Source organism: Escherichia sp. WS338, assembly GCF_046486405.1.
Classification (GTDB): Bacteria; Pseudomonadota; Gammaproteobacteria; order Enterobacterales; family Enterobacteriaceae; genus Escherichia; species Escherichia coli.
The window spans coordinates 219,811-236,753 of sequence record NZ_JBJQLL010000002.1; the positions used below are offsets into that span (position 1 = coordinate 219,811).

General features: G+C 52.3%; 13 protein-coding genes and 2 pseudogenes. 8 read left to right on the plus strand and 7 right to left on the minus strand.

The window, feature by feature from the left end:
* Nucleotides 1-116: 116 nt before the first annotated feature.
* From nrdA to yfaE, 3 genes are all read left to right on the plus strand, one after another.
* Nucleotides 117-2,402, plus strand: coding sequence for a class 1a ribonucleoside-diphosphate reductase subunit alpha (gene nrdA / locus ACJHWT_RS02395; RefSeq protein WP_001075170.1), 2,286 nt, complete (start codon nucleotides 117-119; stop codon nucleotides 2,400-2,402).
* Nucleotides 2,403-2,547: 145 nt separating this feature from the next.
* The gene (nrdB, locus tag ACJHWT_RS02400) at nucleotides 2,548-3,678 is read left to right on the plus strand and encodes a class Ia ribonucleoside-diphosphate reductase subunit beta (protein WP_000332037.1); all 1,131 of its coding nucleotides are present in this window, start codon (nucleotides 2,548-2,550) and stop codon (nucleotides 3,676-3,678) included.
* Entirely contained in the window at nucleotides 3,678-3,932 is a 255-nt protein-coding gene (gene yfaE / locus ACJHWT_RS02405; protein WP_000135039.1) for a ferredoxin-like diferric-tyrosyl radical cofactor maintenance protein YfaE, read from the plus strand. The genes nrdB and yfaE overlap by 1 nt, the downstream gene beginning before the upstream one ends.
* A 53-nt stretch (nucleotides 3,933-3,985) precedes the next feature.
* Here yfaE and inaA read toward each other — a convergent pair whose 3' ends face one another.
* The 3 genes from inaA to glpT form a co-directional block, all read right to left on the minus strand.
* Nucleotides 3,986-4,636 (minus strand): lipopolysaccharide kinase InaA, encoded by a 651-nt coding sequence (gene inaA, locus ACJHWT_RS02410; RefSeq protein WP_000301031.1) that lies wholly within the window; start codon nucleotides 4,634-4,636, stop codon nucleotides 3,986-3,988.
* A gap of 202 nt (nucleotides 4,637-4,838) precedes the next feature.
* Nucleotides 4,839-5,915, minus strand: coding sequence for a glycerophosphodiester phosphodiesterase (glpQ, locus tag ACJHWT_RS02415; RefSeq protein WP_000779080.1), 1,077 nt, complete (start codon nucleotides 5,913-5,915; stop codon nucleotides 4,839-4,841).
* 4 nt (nucleotides 5,916-5,919) lie between these two features.
* A complete protein-coding gene (glpT, locus tag ACJHWT_RS02420; RefSeq protein WP_000948732.1) occupies nucleotides 5,920-7,278 on the minus strand; it encodes a glycerol-3-phosphate transporter in 1,359 nt (452 codons plus the stop codon).
* A gap of 272 nt (nucleotides 7,279-7,550) precedes the next feature.
* Between glpT and glpA the strand changes: the two genes are divergently transcribed.
* The 5 genes and pseudogenes from glpA to ACJHWT_RS02445 all read left to right on the plus strand — a co-directional run.
* Entirely contained in the window at nucleotides 7,551-9,179 is a 1,629-nt protein-coding gene (gene glpA, locus ACJHWT_RS02425) for an anaerobic glycerol-3-phosphate dehydrogenase subunit A (protein WP_000857228.1), read from the plus strand.
* Nucleotides 9,169-10,428 (plus strand): glycerol-3-phosphate dehydrogenase subunit GlpB, encoded by a 1,260-nt coding sequence (glpB, locus tag ACJHWT_RS02430; RefSeq protein WP_001209940.1) that lies wholly within the window; start codon nucleotides 9,169-9,171, stop codon nucleotides 10,426-10,428. Before glpA ends, glpB begins: the two co-directional genes overlap by 11 nt.
* Entirely contained in the window at nucleotides 10,425-11,615 is a 1,191-nt protein-coding gene (gene glpC, locus ACJHWT_RS02435; RefSeq protein ID WP_001000377.1) for an anaerobic glycerol-3-phosphate dehydrogenase subunit GlpC, read from the plus strand. The genes glpB and glpC overlap by 4 nt, the downstream gene beginning before the upstream one ends.
* A 193-nt stretch (nucleotides 11,616-11,808) precedes the next feature.
* Nucleotides 11,809-12,768 (plus strand): ISNCY family transposase, encoded by a 960-nt coding sequence (locus ACJHWT_RS02440; RefSeq protein WP_000140533.1) that lies wholly within the window; start codon nucleotides 11,809-11,811, stop codon nucleotides 12,766-12,768.
* A pseudogene (locus ACJHWT_RS02445) lies at nucleotides 12,769-12,954 on the plus strand (hypothetical protein); the annotation flags it as partial.
* Nucleotides 12,955-12,994: 40 nt separating this feature from the next.
* Here the strand turns inward: ACJHWT_RS02445 and yfaU are convergent.
* From yfaU to ACJHWT_RS02465, 4 genes and pseudogenes are all read right to left on the minus strand, one after another.
* Complete coding sequence (gene yfaU, locus ACJHWT_RS02450; protein WP_000992976.1) at nucleotides 12,995-13,798, minus strand: 2-keto-3-deoxy-L-rhamnonate aldolase; 804 nt, start codon at nucleotides 13,796-13,798, stop codon at nucleotides 12,995-12,997.
* Nucleotides 13,799-13,814: 16 nt separating this feature from the next.
* A complete protein-coding gene (locus ACJHWT_RS02455; RefSeq protein WP_001110518.1) occupies nucleotides 13,815-14,999 on the minus strand; it encodes an MFS transporter in 1,185 nt (394 codons plus the stop codon).
* Nucleotides 14,930-15,424, minus strand: a pseudogene (locus ACJHWT_RS02460) (IclR family transcriptional regulator); the annotation flags it as partial. The gene ACJHWT_RS02455 and the pseudogene ACJHWT_RS02460, both read right to left, overlap by 70 nt.
* Nucleotides 15,425-15,643: 219 nt before the next feature.
* Complete coding sequence (locus tag ACJHWT_RS02465; protein WP_000921627.1) at nucleotides 15,644-16,846, minus strand: nicotinamide mononucleotide deamidase-related protein YfaY; 1,203 nt, start codon at nucleotides 16,844-16,846, stop codon at nucleotides 15,644-15,646.
* Between the last annotated feature and the right edge of the window lie 97 nt (nucleotides 16,847-16,943).

The window sequence follows — 16,943 nt, forward strand, 5'->3', positions numbered from 1 at the left end:
CTTGCAGTGAATCCCAAACATACCCCCTATATATAGTGTTCTAAGCAGCTTCCCTCACTACAGGTAGTCTGCATGAAACTATTGCGGAAAGAATTCCAAAAACAGGTACGACATACATGAATCAGAATCTGCTGGTGACAAAGCGCGACGGTAGCACAGAGCGCATCAATCTCGACAAAATCCATCGCGTTCTGGATTGGGCGGCAGAAGGACTGCATAACGTTTCGATTTCCCAGGTCGAACTGCGCTCCCACATTCAGTTTTATGACGGTATCAAGACCTCTGACATCCACGAAACCATTATCAAGGCTGCCGCAGACCTGATCTCCCGTGATGCGCCGGATTATCAGTATCTCGCCGCGCGCCTGGCGATCTTCCACCTGCGTAAAAAAGCCTACGGCCAGTTTGAGCCGCCTGCGCTGTACGACCACGTGGTGAAAATGGTCGAGATGGGCAAATACGATAATCATCTGCTGGAAGACTACACGGAAGAAGAGTTCAAGCAGATGGACACGTTTATCGATCACGACCGTGATATGACCTTCTCTTATGCTGCCGTTAAGCAGCTGGAAGGCAAATATCTGGTACAGAACCGCGTGACCGGCGAAATCTATGAGAGCGCCCAGTTCCTCTATATTCTGGTTGCTGCGTGCCTGTTCTCGAACTACCCGCGTGAAACGCGCCTGCAATACGTGAAGCGTTTTTACGACGCGGTTTCCACATTTAAAATTTCGCTGCCGACGCCAATCATGTCCGGCGTGCGTACCCCGACTCGTCAGTTCAGCTCCTGCGTACTGATCGAGTGCGGCGACAGCCTGGATTCCATCAACGCCACCTCCAGCGCGATTGTTAAATACGTTTCCCAGCGTGCCGGGATCGGCATCAACGCCGGGCGTATTCGTGCGTTGGGTAGCCCGATTCGCGGTGGCGAAGCATTCCACACCGGCTGTATTCCGTTTTACAAACATTTCCAGACAGCGGTGAAATCCTGCTCTCAGGGCGGTGTGCGCGGCGGTGCGGCAACACTGTTCTACCCGATGTGGCATCTGGAAGTGGAAAGCCTGCTGGTGTTGAAAAACAACCGTGGGGTTGAAGGCAACCGCGTGCGTCATATGGACTACGGGGTACAAATCAACAAACTGATGTATACCCGTCTGCTGAAAGGTGAAGATATCACCCTGTTCAGCCCGTCCGACGTACCGGGGCTGTACGACGCGTTCTTCGCCGATCAGGAAGAGTTTGAACGCCTGTACACCAAATATGAGAAAGACGACAGCATCCGCAAGCAGCGTGTGAAAGCCGTTGAGCTGTTCTCGCTGATGATGCAGGAACGTGCGTCTACCGGTCGTATCTATATTCAGAACGTAGACCACTGCAACACCCACAGCCCGTTTGATCCGGCTATTGCACCAGTGCGCCAGTCTAACCTGTGCCTGGAAATCGCCCTACCGACCAAACCACTGAACGACGTCAACGACGAGAACGGTGAAATCGCGCTGTGTACGCTTTCTGCTTTCAACCTGGGCGCAATTAACAGCCTGGATGAACTGGAAGAGCTGGCAATTCTGGCGGTTCGCGCACTCGACGCACTGCTGGATTATCAGGATTACCCGATCCCGGCCGCTAAACGTGGAGCGATGGGGCGTCGTACGCTGGGTATTGGTGTGATCAACTTCGCTTACTATCTGGCGAAGCACGGTAAACGCTACTCCGACGGCAGCGCCAACAACCTGACGCATAAAACCTTCGAAGCCATTCAGTATTACCTGCTGAAAGCGTCTAATGAGCTGGCGAAAGAGCAAGGCGCGTGCCCGTGGTTTAACGAAACCACTTACGCGAAAGGGATCCTGCCGATCGATACCTATAAGAAAGATCTGGATGCCATCGCTAATGAGCCGCTGCATTACGACTGGGAAGCACTGCGTGAGTCAATCAAAACGCACGGCCTGCGTAACTCCACGCTTTCTGCCCTGATGCCGTCCGAGACCTCTTCGCAGATCTCTAACGCCACTAACGGTATTGAACCGCCGCGTGGTTACGTCAGCATCAAAGCGTCGAAAGACGGTATTCTGCGCCAGGTGGTGCCGGACTACGAGCATCTGCACGACGCCTATGAACTGCTGTGGGAAATGCCGGGTAACGATGGCTACCTGCAACTGGTGGGTATCATGCAGAAATTTATCGATCAGTCGATCTCTGCTAACACCAACTACGATCCGTCACGCTTCCCGTCAGGAAAAGTGCCGATGCAGCAACTGCTGAAAGACCTGCTCACCGCCTACAAATTCGGGGTCAAAACGCTGTATTATCAGAACACCCGTGACGGTGCTGAAGACGCACAAGACGATCTGGTACCGTCAATCCAGGACGATGGCTGCGAAAGCGGCGCATGTAAGATCTGATATTGAGATGCCGGATGCGGCGTGAACGCCTTATCCGGCATACGGCTCGGTTTGTAGGCCTGATAAGACGCGCCAGCGTCGCATCAGGCACAGGATGCGGCGTAAAATGCCTTATCCGGCATTAAACTCCCAACAGGACACATTCATGGCATATACCACCTTTTCACAGACGAAAAATGATCAGCTCAAAGAACCAATGTTCTTTGGTCAGCCGGTCAACGTGGCTCGCTACGATCAGCAAAAATATGACATCTTCGAAAAGCTGATCGAAAAGCAGCTCTCTTTCTTCTGGCGTCCGGAAGAAGTTGACGTCTCCCGCGACCGTATCGATTACCAGGCACTGCCTGAACACGAAAAACACATCTTTATCAGCAACCTGAAATATCAGACGCTGCTGGATTCCATTCAGGGTCGCAGCCCGAACGTGGCACTGCTGCCGCTGATCTCGATCCCGGAACTGGAAACCTGGGTAGAAACCTGGGCGTTCTCAGAAACGATTCATTCCCGCTCCTATACCCATATCATCCGTAATATCGTTAACGATCCGTCTGTTGTCTTTGACGATATCGTTACCAACGAGCAGATCCAGAAACGTGCGGAAGGGATCTCCAGCTATTACGATGAGTTGATCGAAATGACCAGCTACTGGCATCTGCTGGGCGAAGGTACCCACACCGTTAACGGTAAAACCGTAACCGTTAGCCTGCGCGAGCTGAAGAAAAAACTGTATCTCTGCCTGATGAGCGTTAACGCGCTGGAAGCGATCCGCTTCTACGTCAGCTTTGCTTGTTCCTTTGCCTTTGCAGAACGCGAACTGATGGAAGGTAACGCCAAAATTATTCGCCTGATTGCCCGCGATGAAGCCCTGCACCTGACCGGTACTCAGCATATGCTGAATCTGCTGCGCAGCGGCGCGGATGATCCGGAGATGGCGGAAATTGCCGAAGAATGTAAGCAGGAGTGCTATGACCTGTTTGTCCAGGCGGCACAGCAAGAGAAAGACTGGGCGGATTATCTGTTCCGTGACGGTTCGATGATTGGTCTGAATAAAGACATTCTCTGCCAGTACGTTGAATACATCACCAATATCCGCATGCAGGCAGTCGGTTTGGATCTGCCGTTCCAGACACGCTCCAACCCGATCCCGTGGATCAATACCTGGCTGGTGTCTGATAACGTGCAGGTTGCTCCGCAGGAAGTGGAAGTCAGTTCTTATCTGGTCGGGCAGATTGACTCGGAAGTGGACACCGACGATTTGAGTAACTTCCAGCTCTGATGGCTCGCGTTACCCTGCGCATCACTGGCACACAACTGCTGTGCCAGGATGAACACCCTTCCCTTCTGGCGGCGCTGGAATCCCACAATGTGGCGGTTGAGTACCAGTGCCGCGAAGGTTACTGCGGTTCCTGTCGCACGCGCCTTGTTGCAGGCCAGGTGGACTGGATTGCCGAACCGTTAGCCTTTATTCAGCCGGGGGAAATTTTGCCCTGTTGTTGCCGGGCAAAAGGCGATATTGAAATCGAGTTGTGATCGGGTACTAGCGCCAGATACGACGCTTACGCGTATTATCTGGCCTACAACGATTACATGGCGTAGTAATACGCTTTCACCTGCTCCCAGTCCGCTTTAGGGATCGGCTCCAGATATTTTTCCAGCTGGCGGAAGTCATGATTAATCGCTTTATCACGACGCAAGCGGCGACGACTTTTCTCCAGATCAAGAAAACCAGCTTCTGCCTTACCTTCTGTTTTCACATAGATATGGCGAACATAACAACAGCCATGCTGACGATTAACGCTATGCATTTTCTTAAACGCCAGCGCCACTGCTTTCAACATGGCTTGCCGTACTTCGTCAGAATAAGGCGATACTGCATGCCGGGCATACCAGTCAGCAATGCTGATGAACCCCGCCATATCTTCAGTCACCAGCAACGCGCGCCATTCACCCTCAATTTTCACCGCTTCACCAAAAACGATCTTCGGCACGATGACACCGGCCCGTTCCAGTTCTTTAATTACCGCAACCTCACGGACAATCGTTGGTCGGCCGAACGGATAACGTACGGAATGAAACAGATGATGCGTCATGCGCTTTACATACAGCTTTTTGCCGTTGCGCTCGACGCATTGCACCCCGCTCATACCATTACGGCGATAGTTAGGCTCTTCAACCCAGTCGCCCTCTGTTGCCCACCAGTGATTAAATTCGTCGTGCTTTGCTGAAACTGCCATACCCTATCGCCTGTCGTTTTTTATTAACGACAATGACTATAGATGTTTAGCTGAGGAAAATCTTAATAATACGTGTTGTATTGACGAGTATCTTATGCCGGGAACAAGTCATCTCGCTCAAAATAATTGCAATTAAGGATAACCCACAGACTTTAATGAAGAGTGGTATCGGATAGCACATAAGTGCCATCCGGTAGTTAATTTACTCTTTATTAAGGAATTTTACTGCCTTATCAGGGAAATCAGTAAATAGCCCATTTACACCCGCTTTGTTATACAGAGCATCATATAACTGATTCACATCAGTAGTGTATTCAGGCAGTTTATCTGACCGCACGGTATAAGGATGCACTACCAGTTTATTCTGCTGAGCATCTTGCACCATGCCAGTGAGTTTGATATTACCCGGCTGCGATGTCTCCTCAATCAACATATGGTAATCCGGACCAATACCATCAGCATATTCCGCCACCTGTTTCATAGCCCCCGGCTTAAACATCCAGTCGTAGTTGTAATTAACCCAGCTTCCGTCCGGCTGTATCTGCTGCGTTTCGTTCCAGTCGGTATAGGCAATCAGTTGTACCAGATTGAGATCCATACCCATTTTAGGTTCCAGCTCATTCTTAATACGCTTCAGCTCATCAGCATCAAAACATTGCAAATAAACTTTGTCGTCCTTACCGGTGTAACCATATTTCTTCAGCACTTCCAGCGTTTTTGCCGCAATATCCTTCCCTTCCTGATGATGGAACCACGGCGCTTTAATTTCTGGATAGATACCGATATTTTTCCCGGTAGAGTGGTTTAACCCCTGAACAAATTCAATCTCTTCTTCAAAGGTGTGCACCCGGAAGTCAGATTTACCCATTGGGAAACGCCCCGGATAAGTCTGCACTTTTTTACCGTTTTCAATATCGAAACCTTCGGTAAATTTCAGCGACTTAATTTCATCCAGCGTGAAATCTATCGCGTAGTAACGACCGTCTTTGCGCGCCCGATCCGGGAAACGATCGGCAACATCAGTAACACGATCGAGATAATGGTCATGCAGAACAACCAGATGGTCGTCTTTGGTCATCACCAAATCCTGTTCCAGATAATCCGCTCCCTGCGCATACGCCATCGCTTTTGCTGGCAGCGTATGCTCCGGCAAATATCCACTGGCACCGCGATGGGCGATGACTATTTTTTCGTTGCTGTCCGCCGCCATTGCACTGCTTCCCATGACTATAGTGCTCATCATGATCGCCATGCTAAGGTTTTTCAGCGTCAATTTCATGCCATTAGCCTCCGTTGCGTTTTTGCAGTAATTGTTCATGGCGACGTTTTTCGCCAATCATCACAACAATCAACAAGATAACCGCCAGAATGCTGCCGCCAATCATTACCATAAAGCCGCCATCCCAGCCGAAGAAGTCCACGGTGTAGCCAACAATCGCGCTCGCCGCCACCGAACCGCCGAGGTAACCAAACAGCCCGGTAAAACCCGCTGCCGTACCTGCCGCTTTTTTCGGTGCCAGTTCCAGCGCATGTAGACCGATCAGCATCACAGGGCCATAAATCAGGAAGCCGATAACAATCATACAAATCATATCGACGGTTGGGTTACCTGCCGGGTTCATCCAGTAAACGATAGTCGCGATGGTCACCAGTGTCATAAAGAAGACGCCGGTTGCCCCACGGTTACCACGAAAGACTTTATCCGACATCCAGCCGCACAGCAGGGTGCCCGGAATACCTGCATATTCATAAAGGAAGTAGGCCCAGGAGGATTTATCCAGCGCGAAATGCTTAACCTCTTTCAGATAAGTCGGTGACCAGTCGAGGATGCCGTAACGCAGCAGATAAACGAACACGTTGGCAATGGCGATGTACCACAGCAGTTTGTTCGGCAGCACGTACTGCATGAAGATCTGCTTCGCGGTCAGCTCCTGTTCCGCTTTTTCGTTATAGTCGTCCGGATAATCATTTTTGTACTCTTCGATCGGCGGCAGGCCACAGGATTGCGGGGTATCGCGCATCATCGCAAAGGCGAACAGTGCCACCAGAATGGCACAGAAAGCGGGCATATAGAGCGCCGCGTGCCAGTCATTGAACCAGGCCATCCCCAGCAGGAACAGCAGCGGCGGAATACCACCACCGACGTTGTGCGCACAGTTCCACACTGACACAATACCGCCACGTTCTTTCTGCGACCACCAGTGCACCATAGTACGACCACACGGCGGCCACCCCATCCCCTGGAACCAACCGCAGAGGAACAACAGTACAAACATCACCGCAATGCTCGACGTCGCCCATGGCACAAAGCCCATAAACAACATCACTGCCGCCGCCAGAATCAAACCTGCGGGCAGGAAAACGCGCGGATTCGAGCGATCCGATACCGAACCCATGATGAATTTCGAAAATCCATAAGCAATCGAGATCCCCGAAAGGGCAAAACCTAAATCACCGCGTGAGAATCCCTGCTCAACCAGATAAGGCATAGCGAGCGCAAAGTTCTTACGAACCAAATAGTAAGCAGCATAGCCAAAGAATATCCCCAGGAAAATTTGCCAGCGCAATCGACGATAAGTCGGATCGATCTCCGCGGCAGGTAAGCGCGCTTTGTGTGGCGCTGGTTTAAAAATACTCAACATTGATAGCCTCCGTGGCCCGTGGTCTTATTTATGATTAACAGCCTGATTCAGTGGGAGAACCTGCCGTTTCTTGAGTTGCCGCGATGTTAAGAAAACATTCATAAATTAAATGTGAATTACCGCACACATTATTAAATACGATGGTTGAAATGTTCAGAATGACGCATGAAATCACGTTTCACTTTCGAATTATGAGCGAATGTGCGCGAAATCAAACAATTCATGTTTTTACTATGGCTAAATGGTAAAAAACGAACTTCAGAGGGATAACAATGAAAACTCGCGACTCGCAATCAAGTGACGTGATTATCATTGGCGGTGGCGCAACGGGAGCCGGGATTGCCCGCGACTGTGCCCTGCGCGGGCTGCGCGTGATTTTGGTTGAGCGCCACGACATCGCAACCGGTGCCACCGGGCGTAACCACGGCCTGCTGCACAGCGGTGCGCGCTATGCGGTAACCGATGCGGAATCGGCCCGCGAATGTATTAGTGAAAACCAGATTCTGAAACGCATTGCACGTCACTGCGTAGAACCAACCAACGGCCTGTTTATCACCCTGCCGGAAGATGACCTCTCCTTCCAGGCCACTTTTATCCGCGCCTGCGAAGAAGCAGGGATCAACGCAGAAGCCATTGAGCCGCAGCAAGCGCGCATTATCGAACCTGCCGTTAACCCGGCACTGATTGGCGCGGTGAAAGTTCCGGATGGCACCGTTGATCCATTTCGTCTGACAGCAGCAAACATGCTGGATGCCAAAGAACACGGTGCCGTTATCCTTACCGCTCATGAAGTCACGGGGCTGATTCGTGAAGGCGCGACGGTGTGCGGTGTTCGTGTACGTAACCATCTCACCGGCGAAATTCAGGCACTTCATGCGCCTGTCGTAGTTAATGCCGCCGGGATCTGGGGGCAACACATTGCCGAATATGCCGATCTGCGCATTCGCATGTTCCCGGCGAAAGGATCGCTGCTGATCATGGATCACCGCATTAATCAGCATGTGATCAACCGCTGCCGCAAACCTTCCGACGCCGATATTCTGGTGCCTGGCGATACCATTTCGCTGATTGGCACCACCTCTTTACGTATTGATTACAACGAGATTGACGATAATCGAGTGACGGCAGAAGAAGTTGATATTCTGCTGCGTGAAGGGGAAAAACTGGCCCCCGTGATGGCGAAAACGCGCATTTTGCGGGCCTACTCTGGCGTACGCCCGCTGGTTGCCAGCGATGACGATCCGAGCGGACGTAACGTCAGCCGTGGCATCGTGCTGCTCGATCATGCTGAACGCGATGGTCTCGACGGGTTTATCACCATCACCGGTGGCAAACTGATGACCTACCGCCTGATGGCGGAATGGGCTACCGACGCGGTATGTCGCAAGCTGGGCAACACGCGCCCCTGTACAACCGCCGATCTGGCACTTCCTGGCTCACAGGAACCGGCAGAAGTCACGCTGCGCAAAGTGATCTCCCTGCCCGCTCCGCTGCGCGGTTCCGCAGTTTACCGGCACGGCGATCGCACACCAGCCTGGCTGAGCGAAGGCCGCCTGCACCGCAGCCTGGTATGTGAGTGCGAAGCGGTAACTGCGGGTGAAGTGCAGTACGCAGTAGAAAATTTAAACGTTAACAGCCTGCTGGATTTACGCCGTCGTACCCGTGTGGGAATGGGCACATGCCAGGGCGAACTCTGCGCCTGTCGCGCTGCAGGACTGCTGCAACGTTTTAACGTCACGACGTCCACGCAATCTATCGAGCAACTTTCCACCTTCCTAAACGAACGCTGGAAAGGCGTGCAACCCATAGCATGGGGAGACGCACTGCGCGAAAGCGAATTTACCCGCTGGGTTTATCAGGGACTGTGTGGTCTGGAGAAGGAGCAGAAAGATGCGCTTTGATACTGTCATTATGGGCGGCGGCCTCGCCGGATTACTCTGTGGCCTGCAACTGCAAAAACACGGCCTGCGCTGTGCCATTGTCACTCGTGGTCAAAGCGCGCTCCATTTCTCATCTGGATCGCTGGATTTGCTGAGCCATCTGCCAGATGGCCAACCGGTGACAGACATTCACAGTGGACTGGAATCTTTGCGTCAGCAGGCACCTGCCCATCCTTACACTCTTCTAGGGCCACAACGCGTACTCGATCTCGCTTGCCAGGCGCAGGCATTAATCGCTGAAAGCGGTGCGCAATTACAGGGCAGCGTAGAACTGGCCCACCAGCGGATTACGCCACTCGGCACTCTGCGCTCAACCTGGCTAAGTTCGCCAGAAGTCCCCGTCTGGCCGCTGCCCGCGAAGAAAATATGTGTAGTAGGAATTAGCGGTCTGATGGATTTTCAGGCGCATCTTGCAGCGGCTTCATTGCGCGAATTGGATCTTAAAGTTGAAACCGCTGAAATTGAACTGCCGGAACTGGATGTGCTGCGCAACAACGCCACCGAGTTTCGCGCGGTGAATATCGCCCGTTTCCTTGATAATGAAGAAAACTGGTCGCTGTTACTTGATGCGCTTATTCCTGTCGCCAATACCTGCGAAATGATCCTGATGCCCGCCTGCTTCGGCCTGGCCGATGACAAACTCTGGCGTTGGTTGAATGAAAAACTACCTTGTTCATTGATGCTTTTGCCAACGCTGCCGCCTTCCGTGCTGGGCATTCGTCTGCAAAACCAGTTACAGCGCCAGTTTGTGCGCCAGGGTGGCGTGTGGATGCCAGGCGATGAAGTGAAAAAAGTGACCTGTAAAAATGGCGTAGTAAATGAAATCTGGACCCGCAATCACGCCGATATCCCGCTGCGCCCACGATTTGCGGTGCTTGCGAGCGGCAGTTTCTTTAGTGGCGGACTGGTGGCAGAACGTGACGGCATTCGCGAGCCGATTCTCGGCCTTGATGTGCTACAAACCGCCACGCGGGGTGAATGGTATAAGGGCGATTTTTTTGCGCCGCAACCGTGGCAGCAGTTCGGTGTAACCACTGATGAGGCACTACGCCCGTCGCAGGCAGGGCAAACCATTGAGAACCTGTTTGCCATCGGTTCGGTGCTGGGCGGATTTGATCCCATCGCCCAGGGATGCGGCGGCGGTGTTTGTGCCGTCAGTGCTTTACATGCCGCTCAACAGATTGCCCAACGCGCAGGAGGCCAACAATGAACGACACCAGCTTCGAAAACTGCATTAAGTGCACCGTCTGCACCACCGCCTGCCCGGTGAGCCGGGTGAATCCGGGATATCCGGGGCCAAAACAAGCCGGGCCGGATGGCGAGCGTCTGCGTTTGAAGGATGGCGCACTGTATGACGAGGCACTGAAATATTGCATCAACTGCAAACGTTGCGAAGTCGCCTGCCCGTCCGATGTGAAGATTGGCGATATCATCCAGCGCGCGCGGGCGAAATATGACACCACACGCCCGTCACTGCGCAATTTTGTGTTGAGTCATACCGACCTGATGGGTAGCGTTTCCACGCCATTCGCACCAATCGTTAACACTGCTACCTCGCTGAAACCGGTGCGACAGCTGCTTGATGCGGCGTTAAAAATCGATCATCGCCGCACGCTACCGAAATACTCCTTCGGCACGTTCCGTCGCTGGTATCGCAGCGTGGCAGCCCAACAAGCGCAATATAAAGACCAGGTGGCTTTCTTTCACGGCTGCTTCGTTAACTACAACCATCCGCAGTTAGGCAAAGATTTAATTAAAGTGCTCAACGCAATGGGTACCGGTGTACAACTGCTCAGCAAAGAAAAATGCTGCGGCGTACCGCTGATCGCCAACGGCTTTACCGATAAAGCACGTAAACAGGCAATCACAAATGTAGAGTCGATCCGCGAAGCAGTGGGAGTAAAAGGCATTCCGGTGATTGCCACCTCCTCGACCTGTACGTTTGCTCTGCGCGACGAGTACCCGGAAGTGCTGAATGTCGACAACAAAGGCTTGCGCGATCACATCGAACTGGCGACCCGCTGGCTGTGGCGCAAGCTGGACGAAGGCAAAACCTTGCCGCTGAAACCGCTGCCGCTAAAAGTGGTTTATCACACTCCGTGCCATATGGAAAAAATGGGCTGGACGCTCTACACCCTGGAGCTGTTGCGTAAAATCCCGGGGCTTGAGTTAACGGTGCTGGATTCCCAGTGCTGCGGTATTGCAGGTACTTACGGTTTCAAAAAAGAGAACTACCCCACCTCACAAGCCATCGGCGCACCACTGTTCCGTCAGATAGAAGAAAGCGGCGCAGATCTGGTGGTTACCGACTGCGAAACCTGCAAATGGCAGATTGAGATGTCCACAAGTCTTCGCTGCGAACATCCGATTACGCTACTGGCCCAGGCGCTGGCTTAAAACTCCCATCTGATGCCCGGTAAGCATGTTGTTACCGGGCATTTTTGCGTCCACGATTCCGCGCTCAATGTATACGTTGCAACGCAGTGAAAATTCCTCTGAAAACGTCTCGCAAAGGCTGAAACTGGCAGATGTCAAAGGCCTGGGATAACCGTAATGTCGCGTTATCATAAATATCAGGTGACGGACAACCATGACCGAATCAACAACCTCCTCCCCGCATGATGCGGTATTTAAAACCTTTATGTTCTCGCCCGATACGGCGCGAGATTTTCTCGAAATACATCTGCCAGAGCCGCTGCGCAAGCTTTGCAACCTGCAAACCTTACGCCTGGAACCCACCAGCTTTATTGAAAAAAGTTTACGCGCTTACTACTCGGATGTTTTGTGGTCGGTGGAAACCAGCGACGGTGACGGCTATATCTACTGCGTGATTGAACATCAAAGTTCTGCAGAAAAGAATATGGCTTTTCGACTAATGCGCTATGCCACTGCCGCCATGCAACGTCACCTGGATAAAGGCTATGACAGAGTTCCGCTGGTGGTGCCATTGCTGTTTTATCATGGCGAAACCTCGCCCTACCCGTACTCACTCAACTGGCTGGATGAGTTTGACGATCCGCAACTTGCCCGGCAGTTGTACACCGAAGCTTTTCCGTTGGTGGATATCACCATCGTACCTGACGATGAGATCATGCAACATCGGCGTATAGCTCTGCTGGAACTGATTCAAAAGCATATTCGCGACCGCGATTTAATCGGTATGGTCGACAGGATCACCACGCTTTTGGTTAGAGGCTTCACTAATGACAGCCAGCTACAAACGCTGTTTAATTATCTGCTGCAATGCGGCGATACCTCCCGTTTCACCCGCTTTATTCAGGAGATTGCCGAACGTTCACCACTACAAAAGGAGAGATTAATGACTATTGCTGAACGGCTACGGCAGGAAGGACATCAAATTGGCTGGCAGGAAGGTAAATTAGAAGGCTGGCAGGAGGGGAAATTGGAGGGTTTGCAGAAAGGCAAAGTAGAAGGTATGCATGAACAAGCCATTAAAATTGCCTTGCGCATGCTGGAACAGGGCTTTGAACGTGAGATTGTGCTGGCGACAACCCAACTCACTGATGCTGATATTCCGAACGGTCATTAAAAGGAGAGATTAATGACTATTGCTGAACGGCTACGGCAGGAAGGACATCAAATTGGCTGGCAGGAAGGCATGCATGAACAAGCCATTAAAATTGCTTTGCGCATGCTGGAGCAGGGCATTGATCGTGATCAGGTGCTCGCGGCCACTCAGCTAAGCGAAGCCGATCTGGCAGCGAATAACCACTAATTAACACAGGCCCACAGCCGATCCCCATGGGCCTTTGATATCAATAACTACCTTTTACGCGTGGCCCATTTTTGCCTGATTTAAACATCGCCAGTCGTTGATCCAGGGCATCGCTGTAGAGCATCGTGTCAACGCCAACAGCGACAAAGTTCGCTCCCCACGCCAGGCATTGCTGCGCCATATCAGGAGCCACAGCCAGAAAACCAGCCGCTTTACCCGCAGCACGGATCCGCCGAATGCTGGTTTCAATAATTCGCTGCACTTCCGGGTGCCCGGCGTTATCCGGGTAGCCCAACGACGCAGAAAGATCCGCAGGTCCAATAAACACGCCATCAATCCCTTCAACATCGAGGATTTCGTCCAGGTTATCCAGTGCCGTTTTACTTTCCACCTGCACCAACAGACAAAGCGAATCGTTGACTTGCGCCATGTAATTCTCAATGCGTCCCCAGCGCGCAGCCCGTGCCACACTGGCCCCAACACCACGCTCACCGTAGGGAGGATAGCGCGTGGCAGACACCACCTGACGTGCCTGATCGGCAGTATCGACCATTGGGATCAGTAGAGTTTGCGCGCCAATATCCAGGACTTGTTTAATCAGCGGCTTACTGCCTTCCACCGGACGGATCACGGGGTGGCTGGCATAGGGCGCTACCGCCTGTAGCTGGTGATAAAGATCCTGAATGGTGTTTGGCGCATGCTCCCCGTCAATCAGCAACCAGTCATAACCGGAAGTGGCGGCAATTTCTGCCATATAGGCAGTCGTTGAGCTTAACCACAGACCAATTTGCACTTCGCCCTTGCGTAAACGTTCTTTAAAGGGATTGGTTAATAATGCGTTCATCGTGTTCCTTAACTATTTAATGATGTGCCACGTCGGTCTGCGCAACAGTGCGATTTACACGCAGAGTGAAAATAATCAGCGAACCGATGACCGCCACCGCTGCCAGCGTCAGTAATCCCGCCGCATCGCTGGAAAATAACGTTTCTGCTTTCACGCGCAGGATCGGGGCAATAAACCCGCCCACTGCACCAAACAGGTTTATAAAACCAATCCCCGCAGCCAGCGCCGTACCGGAAAGAAGCTGTGTCGGCATCGTCCAGAACACTGGCTGTACGGCAATAAACCCGATGGCTGCAACACACAGCGCAACGATCGCCAGTACTGGAGAAAGCAGCCCGGAGAGACCAATACCAATGCCTGCCGCCAGTAATGTCAGCGCCGCGACATTACGCCGCTCGCCGGTTTTATCGGAATAGCGCGGAATAAGCCAGGTCCCAAACAAGGCCGCGCCCCACGGAATGGCGGTGACCACCGACGCCGTAAAGCCCACTTTTGTCCCCAACAATGCAGCAACCTGCGTCGGCAGGAAGAAAATTAATCCGTAAACCGCCACCTGAATGGTCAGGTAGATAATCGCCAGTTGCCAGACTCGCCCATTACGCAGCGCATCGCTCAGTCGAGAAGTCACTTTCTGTTGTTCTTCACTTGCCAGTTGGTTGATAAGCAACGTTTTTTCTTCTTTACTCAGAAAACGTGCCTGCTCCGGCGTGTCATCAAGCCAAAAGAATGTGAATACCCCAGCGCCGACTGCCAGCAATCCTTCAATCACAAACATCCAGAACCAGCCGGGATGCCCCATAAATCCATGCATCTCCAGCAGCGCGCCGGAAAGCGGTGATCCCAGTGTTAACGCCAACGGTGCGCCCATATAGAACAGCCCCATAATGCTGGCGCGATTACGCTGCGGAAACCATTGCGAAGTGAGATAAATCATACCAGGGAAAAAACCGGCCTCCGCAGCACCAAGCAGAGTGCGAACGATCAGAAATTTCGCTTCAGTATCGGCCCATGCCATGGCAGCCGAAAGAAATCCCCACAGCAGTGTTGTCGTACCAATCCAGGTTCTGGCCCCCAGTTTGCGCATCAAAAGATTCGCCGGAACACCCAGAAACGCGTATACCACAAAGAAAATGCCTGCTCCCAGACCAGCCCTTCGATAATACTTTGCTGTACAGCTGCAGGTTGCCAGGCAAGCAGGCATTTACCTATTCCGGAGCGATAAAGCGAAAGGCTTTTTCCTTCATGGGAACGCACGCTGATAGTGGCTGATGACTCCACTTTCAAAATGTAATAAGCGCTGCCGTTATCAATAATCCCCAGGTGACATAACAGCCCAGTGGTATCCATCAGTTGCGTCAAACGCGGTCGAGCCAGTTCCCGGAGATCCATCTTGCTTAACGCATGACCGGAAAGCTCCACCAGCCTGGTCCACAAACAAAAATTTTCCTGGTGATCAAGGCTAAGAAAACGCTGACGCCTGAGTTCATTAAGCAGCAAATAGGCCGTGCTTTTAGGGATCCCCAATGTGTCAATGATCGTCGCAGCACTACAGGGACCAATGCGGGCAATCAAATTGAGAATATCAATAGCCCGTGTCAGGGCGGGAACTTTGCTTGATTCCAACATACTGGACTCCAGTCTTAGATACTGGAATCAGTCTCGTTACTCAGGGGGAGTAAAATTGTGAAGCGCATCAAATCCCGCTCCTCGTCCAGCGGACTGGAGAAATTACGCACAAATTTGTGAATTAGCGCACGGATTTTTTCTTATTGAGTACAACAGGTTGGACAAATTTTGCCGGAGGGGGAATGTGCCGGTGCAGTAAACCGGCACAGAGTGGCGGAATCAGACAGATAAAGTCATGGACTCAACAACCTCAATCCAGCCATGCTCACTGGCGATGTCCTGGCCGTTTAACCAACGGCGCAGCATATTCAGTGCCATCATTGCGCACACTTCCTGACGGATAGCCAGGCTGTAGCGCGTAGTGCTGAAACGCACACGCAGAGCGAAAGTGCCGTCTGGCGTGGCTAGCGCAAAGTTGAGATGCTCGTTCTCGAAACCCGAAACAGCCAGTGCCAGCCCGGCAAAATGGTTGGCCCGCCGTTCTGTAATCCAGTGCGCAGTTTGCGCCAGGGTTTCTTCCTGTGAAGGAACCACTTCACACGCCAGCAATGGAGCACCTGCGCGAGAAAGTTGCAAAACCAATAAACCGCCGGTGAATTGCTCGCTCAACGTCAGGCTGAACTGGCGGTTTTGCAATTCGCGACTGATCTGCGCGGGCAGTCCTTCGGTGCCTTCGAAAATCACGCTCTGTCCGGCAACACGTTTAACGTCCAGCCACAGTTTTTCCATCGCCTGTTGCTCGCTTGCCGGTCCGGTGAGTTTCAGTTCGATGATAGGCATTGAGGAGCGATAACCCATTGTTACGCCCGGCGGCAGTTGTAGAGTGTCCAGGCTTTGTGCCAGATCGCTTTCCGAACGACCAAAGGTAGTTAAACGCAGACAAACCGGCGGCTGTGGTAAAGAAAAACGCTCGCGCAGGCGCGGCAGGATTTCGTGCTCGACCATCACCTTAAATTCTGACGGTACGCCGGGGGTAAAGAACATCAGGCAACGATTAAGCTGCACGGCAAAACCACAGGCGGTGCCTACCGGGTTATTGATAAATTCAGCACTGGCAGGCAGCTCCGCTTGTTTACGGTTGCTCGGTGCCATTACTCGTCCACGTTCGTGGAAATAGCGTTCCATCTCTTTGAGCCAGGCTTCATGCAACACCAGGCCTTCACCTTTTGCTGTCGCAGCGGCGAGTGCGCTTAAATCATCGCTGGTCGGTCCCAGCCCGCCGTTAACGATCAGCACATCGGCGTGCTGACTACGTTCGCGAAGAATGGTGACTAAGTCATCAAGGTTATCCCCCACCGTATTGCGGCGAGATAATGGCAACCCCTGATGAAAGAAAAAATCGGCCAGCCAGGCAGCGTTAGTGTCAACGATTTGCCCGTGTAACACTTCATCCCCGGTGGATAGCATTTCCACTTTTAACATGGTTATCTCCTGCTTTTGTTATCGAATCACTATAACGCAAAGGGAGATAAGGCGTAGTAAGAAACTGAATGGCGCGACAGAATGCCGCGCCGGAAGG